Raw genomic sequence first — 23,051 nt, 5'->3', positions numbered from 1 at the left:
CTATGGACGACACGATCTCACTCCCGACCCGGATGCCCTGGACCAGCCTCGCAACCGTCGTCGGCGTGACGGCGCTGCTGGTCGCGGGACTGCTGGGGACCGTCTCCGCCGACCGGGCCGCGCTCGTCGGCGTGGCCACCGGCGTCTTGCTGGCGCTGTCGCTGTGGCTGAGCGGCTGGGACCGCTGGCAGGCGGTCGGGACGGCTCTGGCCAGCGCCCTCGCGCTGCCGGTCGCCGTCGGGCTCATGGTCGCCACCGGCGGCACGGTCGCCTCGCTCGGCGCCGAACTGTTTCCCGTCACCTCGCAGACTGGCGTCCGACCGGCGGTCGTCACACTGCTGTCGCAGGTGGTCGTCGTCCTCGGCTGCCTGACCGCCGTCTTCGGTGCGACCGCGGCCACCCGCGGCGTCGTCGACACTGAGCGGGTTGGGGCCTACGGCGGCCTCGTCGTGCGGACGACCGCCGTTCCGTTCGCTGTTGCCCTCGTGCTGTTCACGCGAGGGGCCGTCGACTTCCTGCAGTCCAACACTGGGACGCCGGGCGTCCAGCAACTGACCGGCGAACTGCTCACTCGGGTGCTGGAACCGATTTTCGACCCGGTTCCCGGGCGGACGCACATCGCTATCTTCAGCCTGCTGCTCGCCCTCGCCGCCGCGGCGCTGGCCCGCGGTCTCGACGCCTTGCCGCTTGCCGAACTCGTCCCGGAGACGAGCGACGCGCCCGACGTCGACAGGGCCGTCGCCGCCGTCGAGCGAACGCTCCGGTGGACGGGCCGGCTCGCCTTGCTGGTCGCACCGGTCGCCGGCCTGTTCGAACTGGGCCTCGGTCAGGAACCCATGGCCGAACTGCTCCCTGTCGGGCTGTACGACCTGCTCGTCACAGTTACGGCCGCGCCGGGCCTCCGCGGGCTCCTCTGGTGGCTGTTCCTCACTGGGACGGCCGTCTCGGTGGCTGTCTGGTTCCTCCGGCGGACGGTCCAGAGTTCGGCCGACCGCGTCGGGACCGTTCTCGCACCGTACGTCGGCGGCGGCGTCATCACGCTCGCCGCGGTGGGGGTCGCGGGGCCGGCAGTCGATGCCATCGAAACGGCGCTCCGGGCGACGCCGGCCGCGGCGGCCGCCGAACAGTTCTTCGTTCCGATACTGGACGTGTACGGCCCCGAGACCGTCACGCTGTCACTGGCCGTCGTGGCGCTGTTTACCGTCGTCGGCGCAGTTGGACAGCTGTGGCTGGCGCTGGCGACGAATTATCTGCGTGAGCGGACGGCCGGCGTCACGCTCGCCGCGGCCGGCCTGTTCGGTGCGAGCGCGTTCGCGGCGACGCTTGACACCTCGGCGTGGCTGGTGCTCGCGGGGCTGGTCGGTGCGGTCGTCGTCTGGGACGCCGGTTCCTTCGGGACGACGCTGGGACACGAGGTCGGCACCGGGGCCGCGACGCGCCGCACCGAACTCGTCCACACCGGCGGAACCGTCGCGGTCGGCGGCGTCGGCGCGGCGGTGACGCTGGGTCTGGCCGGCGTCGCCCGGGGTTCTATCGCTGTCGAGCCGTCGGTCGCCGTGGCTGGTCTCGTGGTCTGTCTCGTCGCCGTGCTGGCACTCGTGGCCGCGATACGGTAGGGCGCACCGAACAATCCATTGTGGTGTGGTGACAAGCAAGTAGCATGACCGACCGGTCCCCGCTGGAGCGAGCCAGAGACAACGTGACGGAACTCACCTCTCTGGCGGTCACCGGGTTCTGGCTCGTTGCTCTCCTCACCGGGCAGGAGTGGTGGCTCGTGGCGCTGCTCGTCGGCTACGTCGTGGTCGTTCCGCTGACCGAACTGCTGTACGGCGATGCGGACGAGGAGGCGGAAGATATCGAGGAAGCGGACCCAGCGCCGTCGAGCGATACTGGCGACGAAACACCGCTGGAGCGCCTGCGCTGCCGCTACGCCGAGGGCGAACTGACCGACGAGCAGTTCGAGCGGAAACTGGAGCGGCTGCTGGAGACGGAGACGCTGGAGGACGCCGAGGACGCGACTCGGGACGAGCGGGAACGGGAGTTCGAGCGGAGCTGAGTGGGTGTAGCGTAGCCGGTCGGTGTCGTTCTCAGTCCGAGCGGATGTCGGGCATCGACTTCCTCGGCGAAAGCGATGGGTTTCGCCGCCAATCCTATGAGTCAGTGGGCGGCCATCGAGGACAGGACGTTGAGGCAGTACACGCCGGCGACGATGAGCGCGATCCCGACGACGCCGACGGGGTCGACCGGTTCGTCGAACACGACGGTTCCGATGGCCGCGACACCGACGATACCCAGGGCGGCCCACGTCCCGTAGACGACGCCGATGGGGAGCTCCTCCAGGGTCAGCGAGACGAGGTAGAACGCCGCGCCGTAGCCGAGAACGACGCCGAGGCTGGGAACGGGCTTCGAGAACCCCTCCGAGAGCTTGAGCGCGGTCGTTCCGAGCAGTTCCGAGGCGATTGCCGCTCCGAGCAACACGTACGGATTCATAGTGAGAACGCCGGCCGACGGTGGGATGAATGTACTGAAACGCCCCGCCACTTTCGGTGTGTTTCGGCCGCTCGGCGGCCCTGGCGGCGCTTCCGGTGGCAGGGAATCCACGTCGGGGGCGCTCCTCGCGCCGGCCGCACCCGCGTCGAGTCCGGTCCTGTGGACCTTTGTACCGGCCGCTCGACCACCCGACGATGACCGAACTGGCCGAACTCGGGCTCTCGAACTACGAGGAGACGGCGTATCGGACGCTGCTGGTGACCGGTGCGGTGTCCGCGAGCGACCTCTCCGACGCGAGCGGCGTCCCTCGGGGGCGGATCTACGACGTGCTCAACGGCCTCGAAGCCCGCGGGATAGTCCGGACCCAGTCGACTGACCCGACGCGGTACACCCCCGTCGACCCGGAGACGGTTGTCGACAGGCTGCTCTCGGAGCGGACCCGCGAACTGGCGTCGGAGTTCGATCGGTACCGGTCCGTCGCCGCGTCCGTCAGGGCGGACCTCCTGCCCGCGCCGCCCGTCGACAGCAGTTTCTGGCTCGGATCGCTCGGAAGCGAGGAGATGCGGGCGGCGATGAACCGGCACGTCAGGACCGCCCGAGAGCACGTCCGGGCGACCGTCGGTCCGCCGTACGAGCGCGCGTCGTGGGAGACGCTCCAGACCGAGGTCGACGCGTTCCTCGACGGTGTGGGCGAGGACGTGCGGGTCGACCTGCTCTGTAGCGAGGCGGTACTCGACGTGCTTCCCGAGTCTTTCCCCGACCTGCTCGCCGACCGCAACGCGGCGGTCCGGGCGGTGCCGACGGTCGGGGTCTCCTTCGACGTGATCGACGCCGCGGCGGTGACGGTCGACGTTCCGGACCCGCTCTCGCCCGCCGACAGGCTCGGCGTGGTCGGGATCACCGATTCGGAGGTCGCGGCGGCGTTCGAGGCCCGCTTCGAGCGACTGTGGGTCGAGGCGGAGCCGTTGCTGGGGCGGTAATCCGGAACCGACTGACGGCCCCCCGTCTCAGCGGCCGGGGCTGACTGCGGGCACCTCGACGCGGTCCAGCACATCATCGACGACGGTCGCCGGGTCGACCCCGCGAACGCCCGCGTCGGCGGTCAGGACGAGTCGGTGAGCGAACGCTTCCTCGACGACGCTTTTCACGTCGTCCGGGACGGCGTAGTCGCGGCCGTCCAGAACCGCGGCGGCGCGAGTCGCCTCGAACAGCCGCTGAATACCACGCGGGGAGACGCCGACGTCCACGCGGTCGTCCTCGCGGGTGGCGCGGCCGAGTTCGACGACGTAGTCCCGGAGCGTGCCGTCGACGGTGACCGATTCGACTGTCCGCTGGAGCGCCGGCAGGCGCTCGCCGTCGATGACGCTGGTGACGCTCGGGGCCTGTGCCGTCCGGTCGGCCCGCCGGTCGATGAGTTCGCGTTCGCCGCCGAAGTCGGGGTAGCCCATCGTGGTTTTGACGATGAAACGGTCCCGCTGGGCCTCTGGCAGGCCGAAGGTCCCCTCCTGCTCGACGGGGTTCTGCGTGGCGATGACGAAGAACGGGTCGGGGAGGTCGTGGGTCACGCCGTCGACGGTCACTTGCTTCTCGCCCATCGCTTCCAGCAGCGCGGCCTGCGTCTTGGGCGGTGCGCGGTTGATCTCGTCGGCCAGCACGACGTTGGCGAAGACGGGACCGGGCTGGAAGTCGAACTCGCCGGTGGCCTCGTTGAACACGTTCGAGCCGGTGATGTCGGACGGCAGCAGGTCCGGCGTGAACTGCACCCGTTTGAAAGAGAGGTCAAGCGCCGTCGCGAACGACTGGGCGGTGAGCGTCTTCCCCGTGCCCGGCACGTCTTCCAGCAGGACGTGCCCCCGGGCGAGAATCCCGGTCATGACGGTTTCGAGGAAGTGGTCGTCAGCGATAACGGCACTGCCGACGGCGTCGAGAATCTGTCGGCTGGTTCGTCCGGCAGTGTCGTGGTCCATACCGGCGTGTAGACAGCCACCGACAAATACCCTCTCCCTCGGGTCCACAGGTCGGCGGACTGATACCGTGCTACCCTATCACAATAAGAGAGTATTGCCGTAACTCTGAGTTATAGATAGCTAGAGATATATGCATACTGCACATGACCGACGACTACGGATTCGGGACGCGCTGTGTCCATGCCGGCCAGGAGGAGCCGGATCCGGCCACAGGGGCACGCGCGCCGCCCATCTATCAGACCTCGTCGTACGTCTTCGAGGACGCCGACACCGCGGCCGACCGGTACGCTCTGGATGACGACGGCAACGTCTACTCGCGGTTCGACAACCCCACTGTCAGGATGCTCGAAAACCGCATTGCGTCGCTCGAAAACGCCGTCGACGCCGTCGCGACGGGGTCGGGGATGGCCGCGCTCGACGCCGGGACGTTCGTCCTCGCGGCCAACGGCGACAACATCGTGACGGCCTCCTCCATCTACGGCGGCACGCACTCGTACTTCTCGAAGGCCGCCAGTCGGCGGGGCATCGAGACGCGGTTCGTCGACACGCTCGACCCGGACGCCTACGCCGCGGCCATCGACGAGGACACGGCCTACGTCCACTTCGAGACCATCGGGAACCCCTCGCTCGTGGTCCCGCCGATGGAAGACATCGCCGAGGTGGCGCACGACCACGGCGTCCCCGTCTTCGTCGACAACACGTTCGGGACACCGGCGCTCTGTAACCCGCTCGATCACGGCGTGGACCTCCTCTGGGAGTCGACGACGAAGTGGATTCACGGCTCCGGCACAACTGTCGGCGGCGTCCTCGTCGACGGGGGCTCGTTCCCCTGGGACGAGTACCCCGAGAAGTTCCCGGAACTGGGCGGCGAGAACGAGGCCTTCGGCAAGAACTTCGCCGAGGCCTTCGGCGACCGCGCCTTTTCGGTCGCTGCCCGCCAGCGCGCCCTCCGATCGCTGGGCGACGGCCAGAAGCCCTTCGACGCGTGGGCGACGCTCCAGGGTGCTGAGACGCTCTCCCTGCGAATGGAACGCCACTGCGAGAACGCGATGACCGTCGCACAGCACCTTCAGGACCACCCCGAGGTCGCCTGGGTCACCTATCCCGGACTGGAGAGTCACGAGACCCACGACCTGGCACAGCAGTACCTCTCGGGTGGGTTCGGCGGCATCGTCACCTTCGGGCTGGAGGACGGCTACGACGCCGGCCGACGGTTCTGCGAGGAGACGGACCTCGCCCAGTTCCTCGCCAACATCGGCGACGCGAAGACGCTGGTCATCCACCCGGCCTCGACCACCCACGCCCAACTCAGCGAGGCGGAACAGCGCGCCAGCGGCGTGACGCCGGACCTCCTCCGGTTCAGCGTCGGCATCGAGGACCCGGAAGACATCATCGGGGACATCGACGACGCCATCGAACGAGTCACATGAACGTCGAACACAACACTGTCTCGCTGGGCGAGTTCGAGTTCGACTGCGGCGAGACGATTCCGGACCTCGAAATCACCTACGAGGCCTACGGCGAGTTCGACGGCGACAACGCGGTGCTGGTCTGTCACGCCCTGACCGGCAGCGCCCACGTCGCAGGCCGCGACCGGGTCGACAGCGCCGACCAGGCCCGCGCCTGGTGGGACGACATCGTCGGACCTGGCAAGGCCATCGACACCACGGAGTACTACGTCGTCTGTGCGAACGTGCCCGGCTCGTGCTACGGGTCGACGGGGCCGAAAAGCGAGAACCCGGAGACGGGCGAGCCCTACGGCACCGACTTCCCGCCGGTCACTGTCACGGACTGGACTGAGGCCCAGCGCGCGCTGCTTGACGAACTCGGGATTCCGCACCTCCACGCGGTCGTCGGCGGCAGCGTCGGCGGCATGAACGTCATCGAGTGGGCCAAGCGTCACCCGGACCACGTCGACCGCATCGTCCCCATCGCCGCGGCCGCGCGACTGGACACGCAGTGCCTCTCGCTCGACGCCATCGCCCGCCGGGCCATCACGACCGACCCGAACTGGAACCAGGGCCACTACTACGGCGAGGACCAGGACCCACCGAACGACGGGCTGGCGCTGGCCCGCCAACTGGGCCATGTGATGTACCTCTCGAAGGCGTCGATGGAGCGCCGCTTCGGCCGCCGCGCCGCTGGCCGGGACGCCGTCCGCACGTTCCCCACCGATGCCGCGGGCGCGTTCTTCCCGTACCGCGACGTGGAGTCGTATCTCGACTACAACGCCGAGAAGTTCACCGAGCGCTTCGACGCCAACAGCTATCTCTACCTGACGCGGGCGATGGACAACTACGACCTCGCCGCTGGGTTCGAGTCCGACGCGGACGCGCTGGCGGCGTTCGACGGCGACGCGCTGGTGATGTCTTTCACCGCCGACTGGCACTTCACCACCCAGCAGGCGGAGGCGCTGGCCGACTCGCTCCGGGAAGCCGACGCGAACGTCGCCCACCACGTCATCGACTCCGACCACGGCCACGACGCGTTCCTCGTGGAACCGGACAACGTCGGGCCGCCGCTCGCGGACTTCCTCGACGACGGCGTCGCGGGCAAGGCCGTCACCGATTCGGTGGTCGAGGACTCACAGGAGAGTGACTTCGCACCGGTCCACAATAGCCTCTTCTCGCGGTAGCGACGCGAGTGCCGTTCGCCGACAGGCGGGTTCGCTGGCCCCGATTCGGCTCGCTAATCATGCACAAATCCACGCTAGCATTTAACATATATCGGCACGACTAGTTCTATGTATGGCTGACATGACCACGAACATCGAAAGTGAAGAGTACTCGTTCGGACAGACGGTGTACGACGAGGACGGGGACGCACTTGGCACAATTCGCGGGTTCGACGAACACGGCTTCTACGTCACGGTCGAGGACGGCATCGAGTCGCTGTCGAGCGAGCATCTCAGCGCCGGGGCCGCGGGCGAGGCCGAACTGATGTGGCGCTGCTGGGAATGCGGCGAGATGGGCCAGATAGAGGACATCCCCGACGAATGCCCGTCCTGCAACGCGCCAAAAGAGGATATCTACTACTGGCAGGAGGATTGAGGCGACGCCCGCGTGACAGGCCGCTTACGCCTGCTCGAATCGCTCGGCGACGGCCGGTCCGACTGACTCCCGCACGGTCTCAACGGCCGACGACGGGAGCGAGAACCGCAGCGTCGTCCAGTCGAGTTCGAGAATTGCGTGCCCGTCCGCATCACCGATGACTACGTACACCAGTGTCCCCCCGTAGACCCGCGCCAGCGCGTCGAACGTTTCTGCCGTCACCGGCACCGCTCCGGTCGTGTGGGTGTCGGTAGCTGAAACGTCGGTGTGGCCCGCGAATGTCTCGACAGCGAACCGCTCGCGCTGGGGAGTGTCTCGCCGGCCGACACCGAGGTGGACAAAGGCCTTTTCGGGGGACCGCGGTGACGCGTCCAGCACCGCCGCGAGTACGTCTAGCCCGACCGCTTCGTCGGGCTCGGTCAGTTCGAACCGACGTATGGTTTCGTCTTCAGGCCAGGTCGGCCCCGGTTCGACGCCGCCGCCGATACCCTCCCACGCCGTGACGATTGTCTCGGTCAGCCGGCCGATGCCGATTTCGTCGATAGCCCGAACTACCGCCTCGGCGTCGTCGGAGTCGCCCATGGCCGCTCGTTCGTCGCTCGCGGCAAAGTGCGTGCTGATTCCGGCGCGCCGGTGGTAGGTTTTTGTCCCGGCCGTCCCTGCTCGTCGGTATGGATATCGTCGTCGTCGGGGCCGGAAGCCTCGGCAGCCTCGTCGGTGGCTTGCTCGCCCGCGAACACGACGTGACGCTCGTGGGCCGCGAGCCACACGTCGGCAGCGTTAGCGAGAACGGTCTGTCGGTAGTGGGAACCGAGGAGTTCCGGGTCCGGCCGGGCGCACAGACGACGATTCCGCAGCGTGCCGACCTCGCGCTGGTGACGGTCAAGGCCTACGACACCGCCGCCGTTGCGACGGACCTCGCGGACTGCACCCTCGACGCTTGCCTCTCGCTCCAGAACGGGATGGGCAACGAGGAGCGGTTAGCCGCCGAACTCGACTGTCCGGTGCTGGCGGGGACATGTTCCTACGGTGCGCGGCTCCGGGAACCGGGCACCGTCGCCTTCACCGGCCGCGGCGAAATCGTGCTGGGGGACCGCAACGGCGGCCGGTCCGCGGTCGCCGACGAGGTCGGGGCGGCGTTCCGTGCGGCCGGCATCGAGACGACCGTCGCAGTGGACATGCCGACCCGTCTCTGGGAGAAACTCGCGGTCAACGCCGGTATCAACGCTGTGACCGCGCTCGCCCGCGTGGCGAACGGCGCGCTGGCCGACTCGCCGGCCGACGCCATCGCCGCGGACGCCGCCCGTGAGACGGTCGCCGTCGCCCGCGAGCAGGGGATCGACCTCTCGGACGAGCGTGCAGTATCGCTCGTCGAACGTGTCGTCGGCGACACCGCCGCCAACCACTCGTCGATGTACCAGGACATCTCGGACGGCCGCCAAACGGAGATCGCCGCTATCAACGGGTACGTCGCCGACACCGCGACCAGGTCGGTCCCCGTGAACGAGACGCTTGCCGGGCTCGTCCGTACGTGGGAGCGACACCGCGAGCGGTAGGTTCTGGAATCACACAACGACTATATACACGTCTCCTATGTGTGTCTCACATGACTCCACAGACCGACGGAGCACGGCTCGATGCGCCGCGTAGTGCTCCCAGCGGGACTGCTTCGTGTACTACAGCGAGGAGGCCACTGGTATGACAGCCGACGACGCGGGCGGGAACCGCATCGTCGACTACGAACTGTTCGAGGTGCCGCCCCGGTGGCTCTTCCTGCGTCTGGAGACGGCCGACGGCACCGTCGGCTGGGGCGAACCCGTCGTCGAGGGCCGGGCCCACACCGTGCGTGCGGGCGTCGAGGAACTGCTCGACAGCTATCTCATTGGGGAGAACCCCGAGAACATCCAGGACCACTGGCAGGCGATGTACCGGGGCGGCTTCTACCGCGGCGGGCCGGTCCTGATGTCGGCCATCGCCGGCATCGACCAGGCGCTGTGGGACATCAAAGGGAAGCAACTCGGCGCACCCGTCCACCAGCTCCTTGGCGGCCAGGCCCGGGACCGGATTCGAGTGTACCAGTGGATCGGCGGCGACGAGCCCTCAGACGTGGCCAGCGCCGCCCGGGAGCAGGTCGATGCCGGATTCACGGCGCTGAAGATGAACGCGACGCCCGAAATCGAGCGCGTCGACAACCCGGCCATGGTCGAGGCCGCCGCGACGCGACTCCGAGAGGTCAGGGAGGCTGTCGGTCCAGAGGTCGACATCGGCGTCGACTTCCACGGCCGCGTCACGAAGCCGATGGTCAAACGGCTCGCGTCCGCGCTGGAGCCCCACGAGCCGATGTTCATCGAGGAACCGGTGTTGCCCGAACACAATGACGCGCTGCCGGCGCTCGCGGCCCACACTGACATCCCCATCGCGACCGGCGAGCGGATGTACTCCCGTTGGGACTACAAGGAGGTGTTCGAGGACGGTGCCGTCGACGTGATCCAGCCGGACCTCTCCCACGCCGGCGGCATCACCGAGGTGTACAAGATCGCGTCGATGGCCGAGGCCTACGACGTGGCGATGGCACCCCACTGCCCGCTCGGCCCGGTCGCGCTGGCGTCCTGTGTCCAGGTCGACGCCTGCTCGCCCAACGCTCTCATTCAGGAGCAGAGCATCGACATCCACTACAACGAGACCACCGACGTGCTGGACTACCTGGCTGACCCGTCGGTGTTCGACTACGAGGACGGGTTCGTTACGGTGCCCACCGACCCTGGCCTGGGAATCGACATCGACGAGGCGTTCCTCCGGGAGCAGTCCCAGCAGGACGTCGACTGGCACAACCCCGTCTGGCGACACGACGACGGCAGCGTCGCCGAGTGGTAGCCCGGTGGCTCCCCCTCGGTAACTGGCTAGGTGGCTCCCCCTCGGTAACTGGCTAGGCGGCTCCCCCTCGGTAACTGGCTATCCCCTCGCACTCTCTCACCGGACAACTGTGAGACCGGCAGCACGGACACGCACCAAAGGAAAGGGCTCATATTCCGCGCCCGATACGTACCTGTATGGCCTCCTCAACGTCGTGGAAGCGCGATTTCGCGAGCGGCCTTATTATCCTGTTGCCGCTGCTGGTGACGGTTTACGTTATCATCTATCTCTACTCTATCCTCGCGTCCGCGGCGGTCATCCCGGCGATTGACGGCGAACTGCTAGCGACGCTCGGACTCCCCTCGGGAACGTCGTCTGTCGAACTCGCACGGGTGTTCACGACGCTGATTATCTTCATCCTCATCGTGTTCTCCATCGGCTATCTGATGCGGACGGCCTTCGGCGACATCGTCGAACGGGCCATCGACGACGCGATGAACCACGTCCCCGGGCTCCGGGTGGTGTACAACGCCTCGAAGATGGCGGTCGAGACGGCTGTCGGTGGAACCGAAGAACTTCAGGCACCGGTGAAAATCGAAGTGTGGGACGGGATGCGGATGACCGCGTTCAAAACGGGACAGACGACCGAGGACGGCCGCGAGGTGCTTTTCCTGCCGACAGCGCCGAACATCACGACCGGCTACGTCGTCGAGGTCGAACCACACCGCTACGAGGAAATCGACGAGCGCGTCGAGGAAGCGTTGACGCGCATTCTCAGCGCCGGGTTCGGCGACACGGACCGGAGTACCGCCACGCCGATTCCGGTCGCCGACGAGGAAGACCTCGCGGACGACTAGCCGCGCGGTTCAGTTCCCGCTCAGACGTAGTGGAACCACTCTTCGCGGTCGCCGCTCTCGATGACGTCGAAGAAGGCCGTCTGGAGTTCGTCGGTGACCGGCCCCTTCGTCCCTTCGCCGATCTCGTTGTCGTCGACGCTTCGGATGGGCGTGACCTCCGCCGCCGTGCCGGTGAAGAACAGCTCGTCGGCGGTGTACAGCTCTCCGCGGGAGATGGTCGCTTCCTCGTGGACGGTGTAGCCCATCTCCTCGGCGAGCGTGATTGCGGTGTTGCGGGTGATGCCTTCGAGGATGCTCTCGGCCAGTCCGGGCGTGTAGATTTCGCCGTCTCGAACCATGAAGATGTTCTCACCCGGGCCTTCGGCGACGTTGCCTTCCTTGTTCAGGACGATAGCCTCGGTGTAGCCGTTCCGCCGGGCCTCCTCGCCGGCGAGCATGCTGTTGACGTACAGCCCCGTCGTCTTGATGTTCGTCGGAATCTGGCTGGAGGCGTGCTTGCGCCAGGACGACACCATCACGTCGACGCCCTCTTCCAGCGCTTCCTCGCCCAGATACGCGCCCCACGGCCACGCGGCGATGGTGGTCTTCGTCGGGCAACTCTTCGGGCTCACGCCCAGCGAGTCGAAGCCGTAGTAGACGATGGGGCGGATGTAACACGACTCGAACCCTTCCGTTTCGATGAGTTCCGTCGTCGCCTCGGTGAGTTCCGCTTTGCTGAACTCGATGTCGAGGTCGTACGGTTTCGCGGACTTGTACAGGCGGTCCAAGTGCTCTTCCCAGCGGAAGATGGCCGGCCCCTGCTCGGTGTCGTAACAGCGAACGCCCTCGAAAACGCCGGTCCCGTAGTGCAGCGCGTGCGTGAGAACGTGGGTCTGTGCGTCCTCGAAGTCGACGAACTCGCCGTCCATCCAGATGCGGTCGGTCCCCTCGAACATCTCTGGACGGTCACTCATCGCACGACCCCTCCGGTGAGTTGACAGTCGCGATGCCCGCGGGTGATGCCTCCTGCTGTCTCGTCGTGTGTCATATCTACCCCATTGATTCCCGTGGTTAAGAGTGTTGACGGTCCGAGGAGAGTTCGCCACCGAACCGACGCGGTACTGCGTTGACGCCCCTGACAGGCGCTGGTTCAGTCGAACCGCTCTAGCAGACTGGCCCCTTCGACGTACACGAGGCCCTCGCGGTCGGCGTAGGCCCGTGCCGCCGCCGGGGGTAACGCCGCGCCGGTCTCGTCGTCCAGCATCTCACAGACGACGGCGGCCTCGGGCTGGTCGGCCGCGGCCGCGAGCGCGAGCGCGAGTTCGGTGTGCCCTTCGCGGTCGGCCAGGCCGTCCGGGGCCGCACGGAGAAGGTGGACGTGACCCGGTGACCGGAAGGCATCGCTGAACGCGTCCGGGGCCGGGTCCGCCGCGACGGCGGCCAGTTCCCGAATCGTCAGCGAGCGGTCGTCGTCGGTGATCCCGGTGAACGTGTCGCGGTGGTTCACCGTCAGCGAGAACGAGGAGCGCTCGTCGTACGCGAGGTCGTGGTCGGCCGCCGTCGGATGGTCGAGGACCTCCTGCATGAACGGCAGTTCCAGCGCCTCGGCGACGCGGTCAGAGAGGGCGACACAGACGAGCCCGCCGGCGTCGTTTCGCATCCGGGCGACGGCGTCGGGGCTGACGGCACCGGCCGGATAGACGAGGTCGGTCTCGCCTTCGCGGTCGGCGGCGTCGTGGATCAGCACCGGCTCGCCGCGGGCGAAGGCGGCGACGGCGTCGGCCACGCTGTCGGCGTCGACGGCGGTTTCCTCACTCCGAGACATGCACGATCACCTCATCGCCGTCGGCCAGTTCCAGCACCTCGCGGAGCTTTTCCGGTGCAATCACTTCGAGTTGCTCCTCGCCGTGGTGGGTCCGCTCGGGCGCGATGACGTGGGCCGGCTCGTACTCGCCGTCGCTGCCCTCTATCGAGGCGGGGTAGCAGTACGCGGGGCCGTACGTCCGCTCGTCGTCCTCCCAGCCCTCGATGGTGACCGGTTCGATGGCGCTCATCCGCGCCCGCTTGCGGACGCTCTCGGCCGTGAGTTCGAGGTTGAGCGTGCCCGCGAACGGCTCGTACCCCAGCCGTTCGATGAACTGTTCCATGTAGCCCGGCAGCGTGATGTAGTGCCGCCCCTCTCCCATCCCCGAGGTGACCACGCCGGTCAGGTCGACGCTGGCGTCGGATTCGAAGATGCGCCGGTAGTCGGCGTACTCGGACTGGAGGCGTCGCTCGCCGTCCCCGGTCAGTTCGACCTCCTGTCCGTCACTGACGATGTCTCGGGCCAGCAGCCCGGCGTCTTCGAGCCGCTGGAGCCGCCGCGAGGCGGTCTGGTTCGAGGCGTCCAGTCGTTCCGCGAGATCGGCACAGGACACCTTTGCCGACTCGTCGAGCGCACCGTCGAGGGCGAGCAGTTTCAGCGTCGCCAGTTCGTCCCGACCGACGCCCTGTCCCGTTGATTCAGCCATGCACTGCAGTAGGGATTCCCGCCGGATAAGCATACCGAAGGTGGAATGCATTCCACTTTTGGAACGGAGAAAAACTGGTACGGGGTTGGTAGCAGAAGCGCGTCTTACCGTTTCTACTGGATACAATTCAAGCCGCTGCCTAACACGTTCGACCCTATCACACCGCTGTGATGGTGGTTCCTCGTCGCACGATACCGTTAGTATTCAACGAGCGAGTCCTGCTCCCAGAACTCGCTTGACTTCTCCAGTTTCGGAACCCATGTGTTCTCGTCCTCGGCGAGCATCGCCACGCGGGAGTCCTCGACCTCCTTCAGCACGTCGTGGTCGGGGAGGTACTCGCCCATCTCTCGGGTGAACTCCCGGACCTCGCTGTGGTCGGGCATGGAGTCCCGGTCGAGGCGGCCCCGCGAGTGGCCGACGTGCATGTATGCCTTCATCTCGACGAAGTCCGCATCGGCCCGGTCACACATCGCCGCGTACCACTCGGGGTGGTGCATGTTGTGGCCTTTGACCAGCGTCGTCCGGATGACGGTGCGGGTGTCGTCTTTCTCGGCCAGGACGTCCAGCGTGTCGATGAGCGAGTCCCAGGCGTCGTCGTCCATCGCCTGTACCGTCGAATCAAACGTCCCGCGGTCGGCGGCGTCGACGGAGACGTATAGCTGGGTCGGGTCACACCGCTCTAGCATCTCCGTGTTGGTCCCGTTGGAGACGAGGAACGTAGTGATGTCGCGGTCGTGGAACTCTTCGATGAGTTCCGGCAGATGCGGGTAGAGCGTCGGTTCGCCGTCCAGCGAGATGGCGACGTGGCGCGGCTCCATCGCCTGGTCGAACACCTCGCGCGGTACCTCGTCGTTGCCGCCGAAGCCGGAGAGGAGTTTCCGCTGGAGTTCCACGGAGGCGTCGGCGACCGCCGCGGGGTCGTCCCACTCCACGTCGCCGAGTTCGTAGGCGTGGCCGGCGTGGTCCCGCCAGCAGAACACGCACCGCTCGTTGCATTTGACGACCGGCGTCATCTGGATGCAGCGGTGGGACTCGATACCGTAGAAAATGTACTTGTAACACTTCCCCTCACCGCGAAGGGCGTTTTTCGTCCAGCCGCAGGTCTGGGCGGCCGTGTGGTTCTCGCTGTGGTAGGCCGGGTCCGAGACCTGTTTCGGACCGCCGTCGGCGTCACTCATTGGACACCAGTTTAACAGCCAGCGGCAAAAACTCCCGGATGTTGCGCGTCAGCCAGTTCGCTCCGTCGGGCAACTTACGTCAGCTTGACGATGGGGTTGCTCATGTGGTGGCCGACGACGTTGCCGTTCTCCATGATCCGGTCGTAGCCGTCGTCGTCAACTTCGATTCGGGTTTCGCTGTCCTTCTGCATCAGATAGAGTGTTTTGTTCATACACCTGTGGATGCCCCTGATAGGCAAGACCAGAACTACTAGGTGTATAGATACGCGCTGTGATGTATGCTATATGTATCAAACCCCGCCGAAAATGTATCTCAGCCGGAAGATTTTGGGGTTTCGACGCTGAGTGTACTAGTATGGGTGTGATTGACACAGTTTCCGAGCTGTTCGGTTCCGGGGACCAGCACTACCGGTTCCGCTGTGCTGACTGCGAGACCGAGTTCGCACAACGCGTGGCGACCGTTGAGGACCTGACCTGTCCGGAGTGTGGCGCTGGGGCGGTGCGGCCGGCCGAGGCGGCGTGAGAGTAGACAGCCAGCACGTCGGCCGTATCAGCGGCCCAGGTCGTAGAACTCGTCGTTCGGGCGGATGTCGGCGAGCTGTGCGAGGCGGTTCGAGAGATTGAAGAAGGCGGCGACGCTGCCGATGTCCCAGATAGCGCGGCGGCTGTAGCCGTGGTCCTCCAGCCGTTCGAGGTCTGCGTCCTCGATACGGGCGGGCGATTCTGTCAGCTTCACCGCGAAATCGAGCATCGCCTTGTGCGTCTCGTTGATGTCCGCAGTTCGGTGGTTCGCAGCGACCTGCTCGGCGAGTTTGGGCGCGTCGGCGTAGATCCGCAGCAGCGCACCGTGGGCGACGATGCAGTAGAGGCAGTCGTTGACGCCGCTGACGGCGACGATTATCAGCTCGACTTCCTCGCGTTCCAGCGCCGTCTCCTCGACCAGCGCGTCGTGGTACGCGAAAAAGGCCCGGAAGTGCGAGGGGCGATAGGCCATCGCCGGGAAGATGTTCGGCGTGAAGCCGGCGCGTTCGGTCTCCTCTTCGATGCGTTCCTGCAGGTCTTCGGGGAGGTCGTCGATGTCGGGGGTTTCGAACCGAGCCATCACTGTGTCGGAGTCTGCCATACCACACGTCCGTCCGGCCGCGGCTTGAAAGTTAGCTGCCTGCCTGGCCATGGCTGCCGAGAGCCGGTGTATAGTTCTTCCGGGGACGTGGCACGAGGTCGAACAGCCACGCCGGCTCTTTTGCTAGACGGCGCGACCGTTCACATGCATGTCAACGACGACAGAGACGACACAGACGTACGACGTCAGTACCGGCAACTGGAAAGCCGGCGTGCTCGGCGGTATCGCCGGGAGCGCCGTCATGGGGGCGCTGATACTGGTGATGAACACCGCGACGCTCGCCGTCGCGATCCCGTCCCTGTACGGACTCGCGCCGCCGCCGAGCCCGGCGGCCGGCCTCGTCGTCCACCTCTCCCATGGGGCTGTGATGGGCGTGCTGTTCGCCGGGCTAGCGCGGCTCCTCAGTCTGGAATCGCCCGGGGAACTGCTTGGACTCGGCGTCGGCTGGGGCGTCGCCACCTGGGCGCTCTTTGCCGCGCTCCTGATGCCAGTCTGGCTCGGCGCGGTCGGCTCGCCCGCCTCGCCGCCGTTCCCGAACTTCGCGCCGCCGTCGCTGCTGTGGCACGTCGTCTACGGCGCTGTCCTCGCGGTCGTTTACGCCGTGACCGCGGACCGCATCTGAGATCGGCCGTACCTGAGCCGTCGCGGTCGCCGCTACTGCTCCTGAAACACGGTCCACTGTCGTTCGTCGGTTCTGGCGTCGGCTATCGCCTCGACCTTCTCGCGCTGCAGGTCGTCCAACTGCGCAGTCGCCAGCCGAACCCACGACAGGAACTCCCCGCGGAGCCGCTCACGCACTACTTCGGGCGGCTGTGGCGTGTAGACGTACACATGCCCGCCCTCCGGCCTGATTCGCCGGCGCTTCTCGACGACACCGAGGTCGGCGAGGTGATTGAGATGCCGCGCGACGACGCTCCGGTCGTAGCCGATTTGTTCGGCCAGCGCCGTTACGGTCAGTTCGCCGCCTTCCATCACGCAGAGACAGACATCCAGCTCAGTGCCGGACATATCGAAGACGGTCTGCAGCAGGGTTTCGAGTGACGGCTCGCTGACCGCCGTCTCCCCTGTCTCGGTCGCCGCCATCGGCTTGCCACAGCACTCCGGCCGGTTGTCGCCGATGCCGACGCCGCCGCAGGTCTCACACTCGAACAGCCGCGGTTCGTCAGCGGAGGGTGTCATACGACGGGCTACTCACCCCGCCGGTAGAAGCTTCAGGTATGGTCGGAGTAACTACGGGCGGGTGCCGGCGGGTCGCGGTTTCTCGCCCGTCATATAGATGTTAGTCCAAAGGTCTAAGCCCTCCCGGGATGGAATACAATTCACTATGAGCACTGACACAGAGGACGCCAACGACCTGCGCGAGCGAATCACGAACTTCCTGCGCCGCAACTTCCCCCAGATCCAGATGCACGGCGGGAGCGCGGCCATCGAGGAGATCGACCGCGAGGAAGGCAGCGTCACGATCCGCCTCGGCGGCGCCTGTTCCGGCTGTGGCATCTCGCCGATGACCATCCAGGCCATCAAGACGCGCATGGTCAAGGAGATCCCGGAGATCAACGAGGTCACCGCGCGTACCGGGATGGAACAGCAGGAAGGAATGTCCGGCGGCAGCGGCGGCATGAGCCCGTCGTTCCCCGGCGAATCCCGCGGCGGCGACGTCGGCGGCGACGAAGACGAAGGCCCCGAAGCGCCGTTCTGAGGCCAGTTCTCGATCTTTTTTTAGATTCGTGGCTAGCCGCAGGTGTGGAAGCGTCTCTCTGAGTCGCCGTCTCTGTGCTCAACAGCCAGAAAGCTCCGACTGGCTCCGATCGGGGGCTTTCTGGCTCGTCGCATCCGAACCAACGCAAGCAACCATCACTGCAGCAGCGAGTCACACAGATTAAGACGACGGGACCAGACCGCGAGGATATGGAGACGGTCGACACGGTCGTCTGGGCGCTGTGGGCGATGTTGCCGGCGTATATCCCGAACAACGCCGCGGTACTCGCCGGCGGTGGCAGACCGATAGACGGCGGCCGAACGTGGGGCGGGCGGCGCGTGCTGGGCGACGGCAAGACCTGGCGCGGGACGCTCATCGGCACCGCCGCCGGGACGCTGCTCGCGCTCGGACTGACACAGGTCGCGCCCAGCGTGAGCGCCGCACTGGGGACTGACCTCCCGACGTTTCCGCTCCGTGCGGGGCTCGGACTCGCATTCGGCGCAATGCTCGGGGACATCGGGGCCTCCTTCCTCAAACGCCGGACGGGCCGCGAGCGCGGGGCCGCGTTCCCGGGGCTAGACCAACTGGACTTCGTCGTCGGAGCGCTGCTCTGTGCGCTCGTGGCTGCGCCGTCGTGGTTTGCCGAGACGTTCACGCTCCCGGTGCTGGTCGTCGTCGTCGTCGCGACGCCGGTGTTGCACGTCGTCACCAACGGCATCGCCTACCTGCTCGGGCTGAAAAACGAGCCGTGGTGAGCAGCGCTGGCGGGGCCGTGCGAACCGACGAAGAAGTGTGCTTTTACGCGCTGACCGAGGAGTGTCGGGTATGACAACACGCGGGGAGACACTGCAACTGGCGACGCGGGGCTCGGACCTCGCGTTGCGCCAGGCGGCGACGGTTCGGGATTCGCTGAGCAGTCGCCGGCTGTCGGTCGAACTCGTCGAGGTGGAGACGACGGGCGACCAGATACGGGACGAACTCATCCACCGACTGGGCAAAACCGGCGCGTTCGTTCGCAGCCTCGACGAGAAGGTTCTCGACGGCGAACTCGACGCGGCGGTCCATTCCATGAAGGACATGCCGACCCAACGGCCCGAACGCCTCGTCGTCGCGGCGGTCCCCGAGCGGGCCGCCGCCGAGGACGTACTGGTGACGCCGGACGGCCACTCGTTGGAAGAACTGCCGGAGGGTGCAACTGTCGGTACGTCGAGCCTGCGACGCAAGGCACAGTTGCTCGCCGAGCGCGACGACCTCACCGTGGAACCGCTCCGGGGCAACGTCGACACGCGCATCGCGAAACTGCTGGCCCCGTCGCTCCAGCAGGAACATCAGGAGCGCCACGAGGCCGAACAGGAGCGGAAGGGCAACGCCGGTGACCCCGACACCGACGAAGAGGACGAACACCCCTACGACCGCACGGTCGAGGAGTGGTTCGACGACCTCACCGAGTTTGAGCGTCGAGCGATGGAGCGGGACCCGGACGTGGAATACGACGCCATCGTGCTGGCGAAGGCGGGCCTCCACCGGGCCGGGCTCACGCGCTACGTCGGGATGTCCGACCTCGACCCCGACCGGTTCGTTCCGGCCCCGGGGCAGGGCGCGCTGGCGGTGACCGCCGTCGACGGCGACCTCGCGCTGGACATCAAAGACCGGCTGGACGACCCCCAGACGCGTGTCGAGACGACCGTCGAGCGGACGATTCTCGAAGAACTGGGCGGCGGCTGTGTCGCGCCCATCGGCGTCCACGCCCACCTGGAAGGCGGCGTCGTCCACACGCGGGTGCGCGTGCTCTCACAGGACGGCACCGAGGAGGTCTCGGTCGGCCGCGATGTCCCGGCCGAGTACCACATCGACGCGGCACAGGACCTCGCGGCGGAACTCGCCGAACAGGGCGCTGACGACCTCATTGCCGAGGCCAAGCGGGACTCGACGGAAGCCGACGACGACGCCTCGACGGCGCGGGAGGAGGACGAGGAATGACCACAGGCAAGGTGTACCTGGTCGGCTCCGGACCCGGCGACCCGGACCTGCTGACAGTCAAGGCAAAGCGCCTGCTGGAGGAGGCCGACGTGGTGCTCCACGACAAGCTCCCCGGCCCGGAAATCATCGGGATGATTCCCGAGGCAAAGCGCGAAGACGTGGGCAAACGCGCCGGCGGCGAGTGGACGCCCCAGGAGTACACCAACGCCCGGCTGGTCGAACTTGCCGAAGAAGGCAACACCGTCGTCCGACTGAAAGGCGGCGACCCGACGGTGTTTGGCCGCGGCGGCGAGGAACTGGCCCATCTCGCGGAGAACGGGATTCCGGTCGAGGTTGTCCCGGGTATCACGAGCGCGATAGCCGGCCCCGAAGCCGCCGGGATTCCGGTCACGCACCGCGATTACACCTCTTCTGTCTCTTTCGTCACGGGCCACGAGGACCCCACGAAGGACGAATCCGCTGTCGACTGGGCGGCGCTCGCGGCGACCGGCGGCACGCTCGTCGTCCTGATGGGCGTCGGCAAACTGCCACAGTACACCGAGGCGCTGCGCGAGGCGGGGATGGACCCCGACACGCCCGTGGCGCTCATCGAACGGGCGACCTGGCCGGACCAGCAGGTCGCCACCGGCACGCTCGACACCATCGTCTCGGTCCGCGACGAAGCCGGCATCGAACCCCCTGCTATCACTGTTATCGGCGAGGTAGCCGGCGAGCGCGAGCGGGTGGTGGAGTTCCTGGAGGGGTACTGATGCGAGAGGAACCCCGCCTTCGCGTGGCCGCCTTCCGCCCGGCCGACGACCGCCTCGACGACGCGGTCGAACTGCTGGAGTCGCTGGGTGCCGACCCGGTCCCGGACCCGATGCTGGCGGTCGAACCGGCAACGATGCCAAGCGCCAGTGACGAAAGCGATGACGACGACCGAGTCACGCCGCGCACCGACGCCGACTACGTCGTTCTGACGAGCAAGACCGGCGTCGAACTCGCCGCCGAAGCCGGCTGGGACCCCGGCGAGGCGACGGTGTGTGCCATCGGCGAGTCGACCGCCGGGGCGCTCCACGAGGCCGGCTACGGCGTCGACATCATCCCTGCAGAGTACTCTTCGACGGGACTGGTCGAAACGCTGGCCGGGGCGGTGGCCGGCGCAAGAGTCGAGGTCGCCCGGTCGGACCACGGCTCCGCGGTGCTGACTGACGGGCTGGAGGCCGCCGGCGCGTACGTCCACGAAACCGTGCTGTATCGGCTGGTCCGGCCGCCGGGATCGGGCGAATCCGCTGCACTGGCGGCCAGCGGGGACCTCGACGCGGCGCTGTTTACCTCCTCGCTCACGGTCGAGCACTTCCTCGATGCGGCCGCGGAGCGCGGCGTCCGCGAGTCCGCTATCGACGGGCTGAACGAGGCGACTGTCGGCGCGATCGGCGAGCCGACGCGGGAGACGGCCGAGGACGCCGGCATCTCGGTCGACGTCGTCCCCGACCAGGCCGATTTCGAGGCGCTGGCCTGCGAGGCCGTCGAGGCGGCAGCCCCGACACACTACGAGTAACGACACTCGGACGGCGGTTTCGGCGTTTCTTCGGAGCTATTCTGCGGCCTCTTCGACGGCGTCGCGCTCGTCCATCTCGGCCCGCAGCGTCGCCAGTTCGTTCTCGACGGCCCGCTCGCTGGAGAGCCGGTCGAGTTCCTGGTCGATGGAGTCACCGTCATCGAGTACCGATTCGAGCTGGCCGCTTTCTTCGAGTTCTTCGAGCGCGGCCGCGCGCGCCTCCATCTGCTCCGTGCGCTCCGTCGCGCGCTCGATGGAGCGGTGCACGTCGGCCATCGTATCGCCAGCGCCAGTAAACGCCTCCGAGACTCGGGCCGACGCCTCGGCGGCCTGATAGCGGGCTTTCATCGTCTCTTTTTTCGTCCGGAACTGCTCTATCTGGCTGCTGAGTTCGGCCCGTTTGCCGACCAGCCGGTCCTGTGTCTCCTGTAAGTCGTCGATCTGGCCCGTCAGCTCCGTGATCTGGCTGACGTTCACCTGCTTCTTCTCCAGCGCCCGGCGCGCGAGGTCGTCGCGCCCCTCCTGCAGGGCGGCCCGGGCCTGTGTATCGTGTTTCTCGACGTTCGACCGCAACCGGGTTCGGTGTATCTCCAGGCGTTTCTTCTGGGTCGTCACGTCGGCGATACCGCGGGTCACGTCCTGCAGTTCGTCCCGCATCTGTTCGTAGGAGTAATCCAGTTCTGCCGCCGGGTCCGCGGTCCGGTTTAGCAGGGCGTTGAGCTTGGCGCGGATCGCGAACGCGAACCGTCGGAGCAGACTCATCGGGCCTGCTCCGGTCGGACAGGAACTCGAAGCGATTCCGACTGCGGCTCGGTCGTGATAGCTCTCATGTTATCTCGTATGACTGTAGATATTATAATAACAGGGTATTACTCGATTTAATACGGGGTTAATCGGCTAAAACAACGGAAATCCGCGGTTATTCGAGCTTACCGTCTGGCTACTTGATGGGGTGCCGGAATCAATCGATGGACGACGATGACACGAACCCTACTGCGTACGGTCGGCACGCTGGTGCTCGCGCTGACACTCTTCACAGCGGCGGCCGCGGCTGCGCCCGCGGTGGACGGTGACGACGGGACGAACGCCGTCGGCCCGCCCGGCGGTCTCCCGGATCAGGTCCCTGACTTTGTGACAACGATCATCGAAGCGATTCAGGAGTTCCTCGCCGGTGGGAGCGACGACAGCCCCGGCTCGGACGTGAGTGGGGCGGCGACAGGGGTCGGGACGTAGACCGATGAACGGAAAGCTGCTCGCCGTCGGCGGCGCTGTCGTGCTCCTGCTCGCGGGTATCGGCGGCGCGTTCGTCGCCGGCCTCGGCCCGTTTCAGGCGGAAAGCAGCGGGCAGGACCTCTCGGAGTTCCCGACGGAGACGCCTGATAGCGATACCGCCAGCACCGAGGACGGAACCAATGCTGACGGCGGCGCGGCCAGCACTCCGCCGTTTGCGTTCACCGTCGATACTATCGAGGAGTGTGGCCAGACCTGCCGCGACGTGACCTCGACGCTGACGAATCAGCAGAACAGTACGGCGGCGGACATCACCGTCTACACGCGGATTTACGCCGGGAAATCCACTGATGACGGTGACGTGGTCTGGGAGGGCTCCGAGGACGTGGGGACGCTCGAAGCTGACGAGTCCTACACCACGACTCGGCGCGTCGACCTGTCGTTCGGTGACGCCTACGCTATCGAACAGGCGGACGGCTGGATAACGATCCGGACGACTGTCGAGACGGCCGACCGGACCGTCACGCTCAGCGACCAGCGGAAGGTCGCCTGACGGGGCACGCCGGTCTGGGACGACTGACCGCGCGTCTGAACG

The 23,051-nt window shown here is 66.8% G+C and carries 29 protein-coding genes; 18 read left to right on the top strand and 11 right to left on the bottom strand.

Annotated features, from left to right (window positions below; translation table 11 throughout):
- The first annotated feature begins 2 nt into the window (after positions 1-2).
- The gene (locus VI234_RS13980; protein ID WP_008311281.1) at positions 3-1,616 is read left to right on the top strand and encodes a DUF7519 family protein; all 1,614 of its coding nucleotides are present in this window, start codon (positions 3-5) and stop codon (positions 1,614-1,616) included.
- Between the two features lie 44 nt (positions 1,617-1,660).
- A complete protein-coding gene (locus tag VI234_RS13975; protein WP_008311278.1) occupies positions 1,661-2,056 on the top strand; it encodes an SHOCT domain-containing protein in 396 nt (131 codons plus the stop codon).
- A 101-nt stretch (positions 2,057-2,157) separates the two neighbouring features.
- On the opposite strand, the gene VI234_RS13970 is transcribed toward VI234_RS13975, so the two are convergent.
- Positions 2,158-2,490, bottom strand: a complete 333-nt coding sequence (locus tag VI234_RS13970) for a DMT family transporter (protein ID WP_049942979.1) — start codon at positions 2,488-2,490, stop codon at positions 2,158-2,160.
- A gap of 194 nt (positions 2,491-2,684) precedes the next feature.
- Between VI234_RS13970 and VI234_RS13965 the strand changes: the two genes are divergently transcribed.
- Positions 2,685-3,470: a TrmB family transcriptional regulator gene (locus tag VI234_RS13965; RefSeq protein ID WP_049942978.1), complete on the top strand. Its 786-nt coding sequence runs from the start codon at positions 2,685-2,687 to the stop codon at positions 3,468-3,470.
- 27 nt (positions 3,471-3,497) lie between these two features.
- On the opposite strand, the gene VI234_RS13960 is transcribed toward VI234_RS13965, so the two are convergent.
- On the bottom strand, positions 3,498-4,457 hold the full coding sequence (locus VI234_RS13960; RefSeq protein ID WP_336330356.1) for an AAA family ATPase: 960 nt from the start codon (positions 4,455-4,457) through the stop codon (positions 3,498-3,500).
- Positions 4,458-4,600: 143 nt separating this feature from the next.
- Here VI234_RS13960 and VI234_RS13955 point away from each other — a divergent pair, with 143 nt between their 5' ends.
- The 3 genes from VI234_RS13955 to VI234_RS13945 all read left to right on the top strand — a co-directional run bounded on the left by VI234_RS13955 (position 4,601) and on the right by VI234_RS13945 (position 7,507).
- The gene (locus VI234_RS13955) at positions 4,601-5,887 is read left to right on the top strand and encodes an O-acetylhomoserine aminocarboxypropyltransferase/cysteine synthase family protein (protein WP_336330355.1); all 1,287 of its coding nucleotides are present in this window, start codon (positions 4,601-4,603) and stop codon (positions 5,885-5,887) included.
- Complete coding sequence (metX, locus tag VI234_RS13950) at positions 5,884-7,092, top strand: homoserine O-acetyltransferase MetX (RefSeq protein WP_008311271.1); 1,209 nt, start codon at positions 5,884-5,886, stop codon at positions 7,090-7,092. Before VI234_RS13955 ends, metX begins: the two co-directional genes overlap by 4 nt.
- Before the next feature lie 112 nt (positions 7,093-7,204).
- Entirely contained in the window at positions 7,205-7,507 is a 303-nt protein-coding gene (locus VI234_RS13945; RefSeq protein WP_008311270.1) for a DUF7130 family rubredoxin-like protein, read from the top strand.
- 24 nt (positions 7,508-7,531) lie between these two features.
- Here VI234_RS13945 and VI234_RS13940 read toward each other — a convergent pair whose 3' ends face one another.
- Complete coding sequence (locus VI234_RS13940; RefSeq protein WP_008311269.1) at positions 7,532-8,089, bottom strand: hypothetical protein; 558 nt, start codon at positions 8,087-8,089, stop codon at positions 7,532-7,534.
- Between the two features lie 89 nt (positions 8,090-8,178).
- On the opposite strand from VI234_RS13940, the gene VI234_RS13935 reads away from it, so the two are divergent.
- From VI234_RS13935 to VI234_RS13925, 3 genes are all read left to right on the top strand, one after another.
- Entirely contained in the window at positions 8,179-9,063 is an 885-nt protein-coding gene (locus VI234_RS13935; RefSeq protein WP_336330354.1) for a ketopantoate reductase family protein, read from the top strand.
- A 142-nt stretch (positions 9,064-9,205) separates the two neighbouring features.
- On the top strand, positions 9,206-10,381 hold the full coding sequence (dgoD, locus tag VI234_RS13930; protein WP_336330353.1) for a galactonate dehydratase: 1,176 nt from the start codon (positions 9,206-9,208) through the stop codon (positions 10,379-10,381).
- A gap of 176 nt (positions 10,382-10,557) precedes the next feature.
- A complete protein-coding gene (locus VI234_RS13925; RefSeq protein WP_008311266.1) occupies positions 10,558-11,217 on the top strand; it encodes a DUF502 domain-containing protein in 660 nt (219 codons plus the stop codon).
- Between the two features lie 20 nt (positions 11,218-11,237).
- Here VI234_RS13925 and VI234_RS13920 read toward each other — a convergent pair whose 3' ends face one another.
- The 5 genes from VI234_RS13920 to VI234_RS13900 all read right to left on the bottom strand — a co-directional run bounded on the left by VI234_RS13920 (position 11,238) and on the right by VI234_RS13900 (position 15,096).
- On the bottom strand, positions 11,238-12,170 hold the full coding sequence (locus VI234_RS13920) for a branched-chain amino acid transaminase (protein ID WP_336330352.1): 933 nt from the start codon (positions 12,168-12,170) through the stop codon (positions 11,238-11,240).
- 176 nt (positions 12,171-12,346) lie between these two features.
- The gene (gene ribB / locus VI234_RS13915; protein ID WP_014039325.1) at positions 12,347-13,021 is read right to left on the bottom strand and encodes a 3,4-dihydroxy-2-butanone-4-phosphate synthase; all 675 of its coding nucleotides are present in this window, start codon (positions 13,019-13,021) and stop codon (positions 12,347-12,349) included.
- Positions 13,008-13,706 (bottom strand): DUF120 domain-containing protein, encoded by a 699-nt coding sequence (locus tag VI234_RS13910; RefSeq protein WP_008311261.1) that lies wholly within the window; start codon positions 13,704-13,706, stop codon positions 13,008-13,010. Before VI234_RS13910 ends, ribB begins: the two co-directional genes overlap by 14 nt.
- 197 nt (positions 13,707-13,903) lie before the next feature.
- Positions 13,904-14,884, bottom strand: coding sequence for a 4-demethylwyosine synthase TYW1 (gene twy1 / locus VI234_RS13905; protein ID WP_008311259.1), 981 nt, complete (start codon positions 14,882-14,884; stop codon positions 13,904-13,906).
- A gap of 74 nt (positions 14,885-14,958) precedes the next feature.
- Positions 14,959-15,096: a hypothetical protein gene (locus VI234_RS13900; protein ID WP_004964745.1), complete on the bottom strand. Its 138-nt coding sequence runs from the start codon at positions 15,094-15,096 to the stop codon at positions 14,959-14,961.
- A 143-nt stretch (positions 15,097-15,239) separates the two neighbouring features.
- Here VI234_RS13900 and VI234_RS13895 point away from each other — a divergent pair, with 143 nt between their 5' ends.
- On the top strand, positions 15,240-15,407 hold the full coding sequence (locus VI234_RS13895; protein ID WP_336330351.1) for an FmdB family zinc ribbon protein: 168 nt from the start codon (positions 15,240-15,242) through the stop codon (positions 15,405-15,407).
- Between the two features lie 27 nt (positions 15,408-15,434).
- Here the strand turns inward: VI234_RS13895 and VI234_RS13890 are convergent, their stop codons facing one another.
- The gene (locus VI234_RS13890; RefSeq protein ID WP_008311251.1) at positions 15,435-16,007 is read right to left on the bottom strand and encodes a peroxidase-related enzyme; all 573 of its coding nucleotides are present in this window, start codon (positions 16,005-16,007) and stop codon (positions 15,435-15,437) included.
- A 148-nt stretch (positions 16,008-16,155) separates the two neighbouring features.
- On the opposite strand from VI234_RS13890, the gene VI234_RS13885 reads away from it, so the two are divergent.
- The gene (locus tag VI234_RS13885; RefSeq protein WP_008311249.1) at positions 16,156-16,629 is read left to right on the top strand and encodes a DUF6789 family protein; all 474 of its coding nucleotides are present in this window, start codon (positions 16,156-16,158) and stop codon (positions 16,627-16,629) included.
- A gap of 32 nt (positions 16,630-16,661) precedes the next feature.
- Here the strand turns inward: VI234_RS13885 and VI234_RS13880 are convergent, their stop codons facing one another.
- Positions 16,662-17,186 carry a helix-turn-helix domain-containing protein gene (locus VI234_RS13880; RefSeq protein WP_008311246.1) on the bottom strand — a complete coding sequence of 175 codons (525 nt, stop codon included), beginning with the start codon at positions 17,184-17,186 and terminating at the stop codon, positions 16,662-16,664.
- A gap of 145 nt (positions 17,187-17,331) precedes the next feature.
- Between VI234_RS13880 and VI234_RS13875 the strand changes: the two genes are divergently transcribed.
- From VI234_RS13875 to VI234_RS13855, 5 genes are all read left to right on the top strand, one after another.
- Positions 17,332-17,706: a NifU family protein gene (locus VI234_RS13875; protein WP_008311244.1), complete on the top strand. Its 375-nt coding sequence runs from the start codon at positions 17,332-17,334 to the stop codon at positions 17,704-17,706.
- Between the two features lie 209 nt (positions 17,707-17,915).
- Positions 17,916-18,461, top strand: coding sequence for a CDP-2,3-bis-(O-geranylgeranyl)-sn-glycerol synthase (locus VI234_RS13870; RefSeq protein WP_008311242.1), 546 nt, complete (start codon positions 17,916-17,918; stop codon positions 18,459-18,461).
- A gap of 70 nt (positions 18,462-18,531) precedes the next feature.
- Positions 18,532-19,686, top strand: coding sequence for a hydroxymethylbilane synthase (gene hemC, locus VI234_RS13865; RefSeq protein WP_336330350.1), 1,155 nt, complete (start codon positions 18,532-18,534; stop codon positions 19,684-19,686).
- On the top strand, positions 19,683-20,435 hold the full coding sequence (gene cobA, locus VI234_RS13860) for a uroporphyrinogen-III C-methyltransferase (protein ID WP_336330349.1): 753 nt from the start codon (positions 19,683-19,685) through the stop codon (positions 20,433-20,435). The genes hemC and cobA overlap by 4 nt, the downstream gene beginning before the upstream one ends.
- Positions 20,435-21,226, top strand: a complete 792-nt coding sequence (locus tag VI234_RS13855; RefSeq protein WP_336330348.1) for a uroporphyrinogen-III synthase — start codon at positions 20,435-20,437, stop codon at positions 21,224-21,226. Before cobA ends, VI234_RS13855 begins: the two co-directional genes overlap by 1 nt.
- A gap of 36 nt (positions 21,227-21,262) precedes the next feature.
- Here the strand turns inward: VI234_RS13855 and VI234_RS13850 are convergent, their stop codons facing one another.
- Complete coding sequence (locus VI234_RS13850) at positions 21,263-21,988, bottom strand: PspA/IM30 family protein (RefSeq protein ID WP_336330347.1); 726 nt, start codon at positions 21,986-21,988, stop codon at positions 21,263-21,265.
- Positions 21,989-22,204: 216 nt separating this feature from the next.
- Between VI234_RS13850 and VI234_RS13845 the strand changes: the two genes are divergently transcribed.
- Positions 22,205-22,459, top strand: coding sequence for a hypothetical protein (locus VI234_RS13845; RefSeq protein ID WP_008311233.1), 255 nt, complete (start codon positions 22,205-22,207; stop codon positions 22,457-22,459).
- A gap of 4 nt (positions 22,460-22,463) precedes the next feature.
- Positions 22,464-23,009 carry a hypothetical protein gene (locus VI234_RS13840; RefSeq protein WP_008311230.1) on the top strand — a complete coding sequence of 182 codons (546 nt, stop codon included), beginning with the start codon at positions 22,464-22,466 and terminating at the stop codon, positions 23,007-23,009.
- Positions 23,010-23,051: the final 42 nt, after the last annotated feature.

The organism is Haloarcula sp. CGMCC 1.2071, from assembly GCF_037078445.1.
GTDB classification, from domain to species: Archaea; Halobacteriota; Halobacteria; order Halobacteriales; family Haloarculaceae; genus Haloarcula; species Haloarcula amylolytica.
This window is presented reverse-complemented; position numbering and strand designations above follow the sequence as displayed.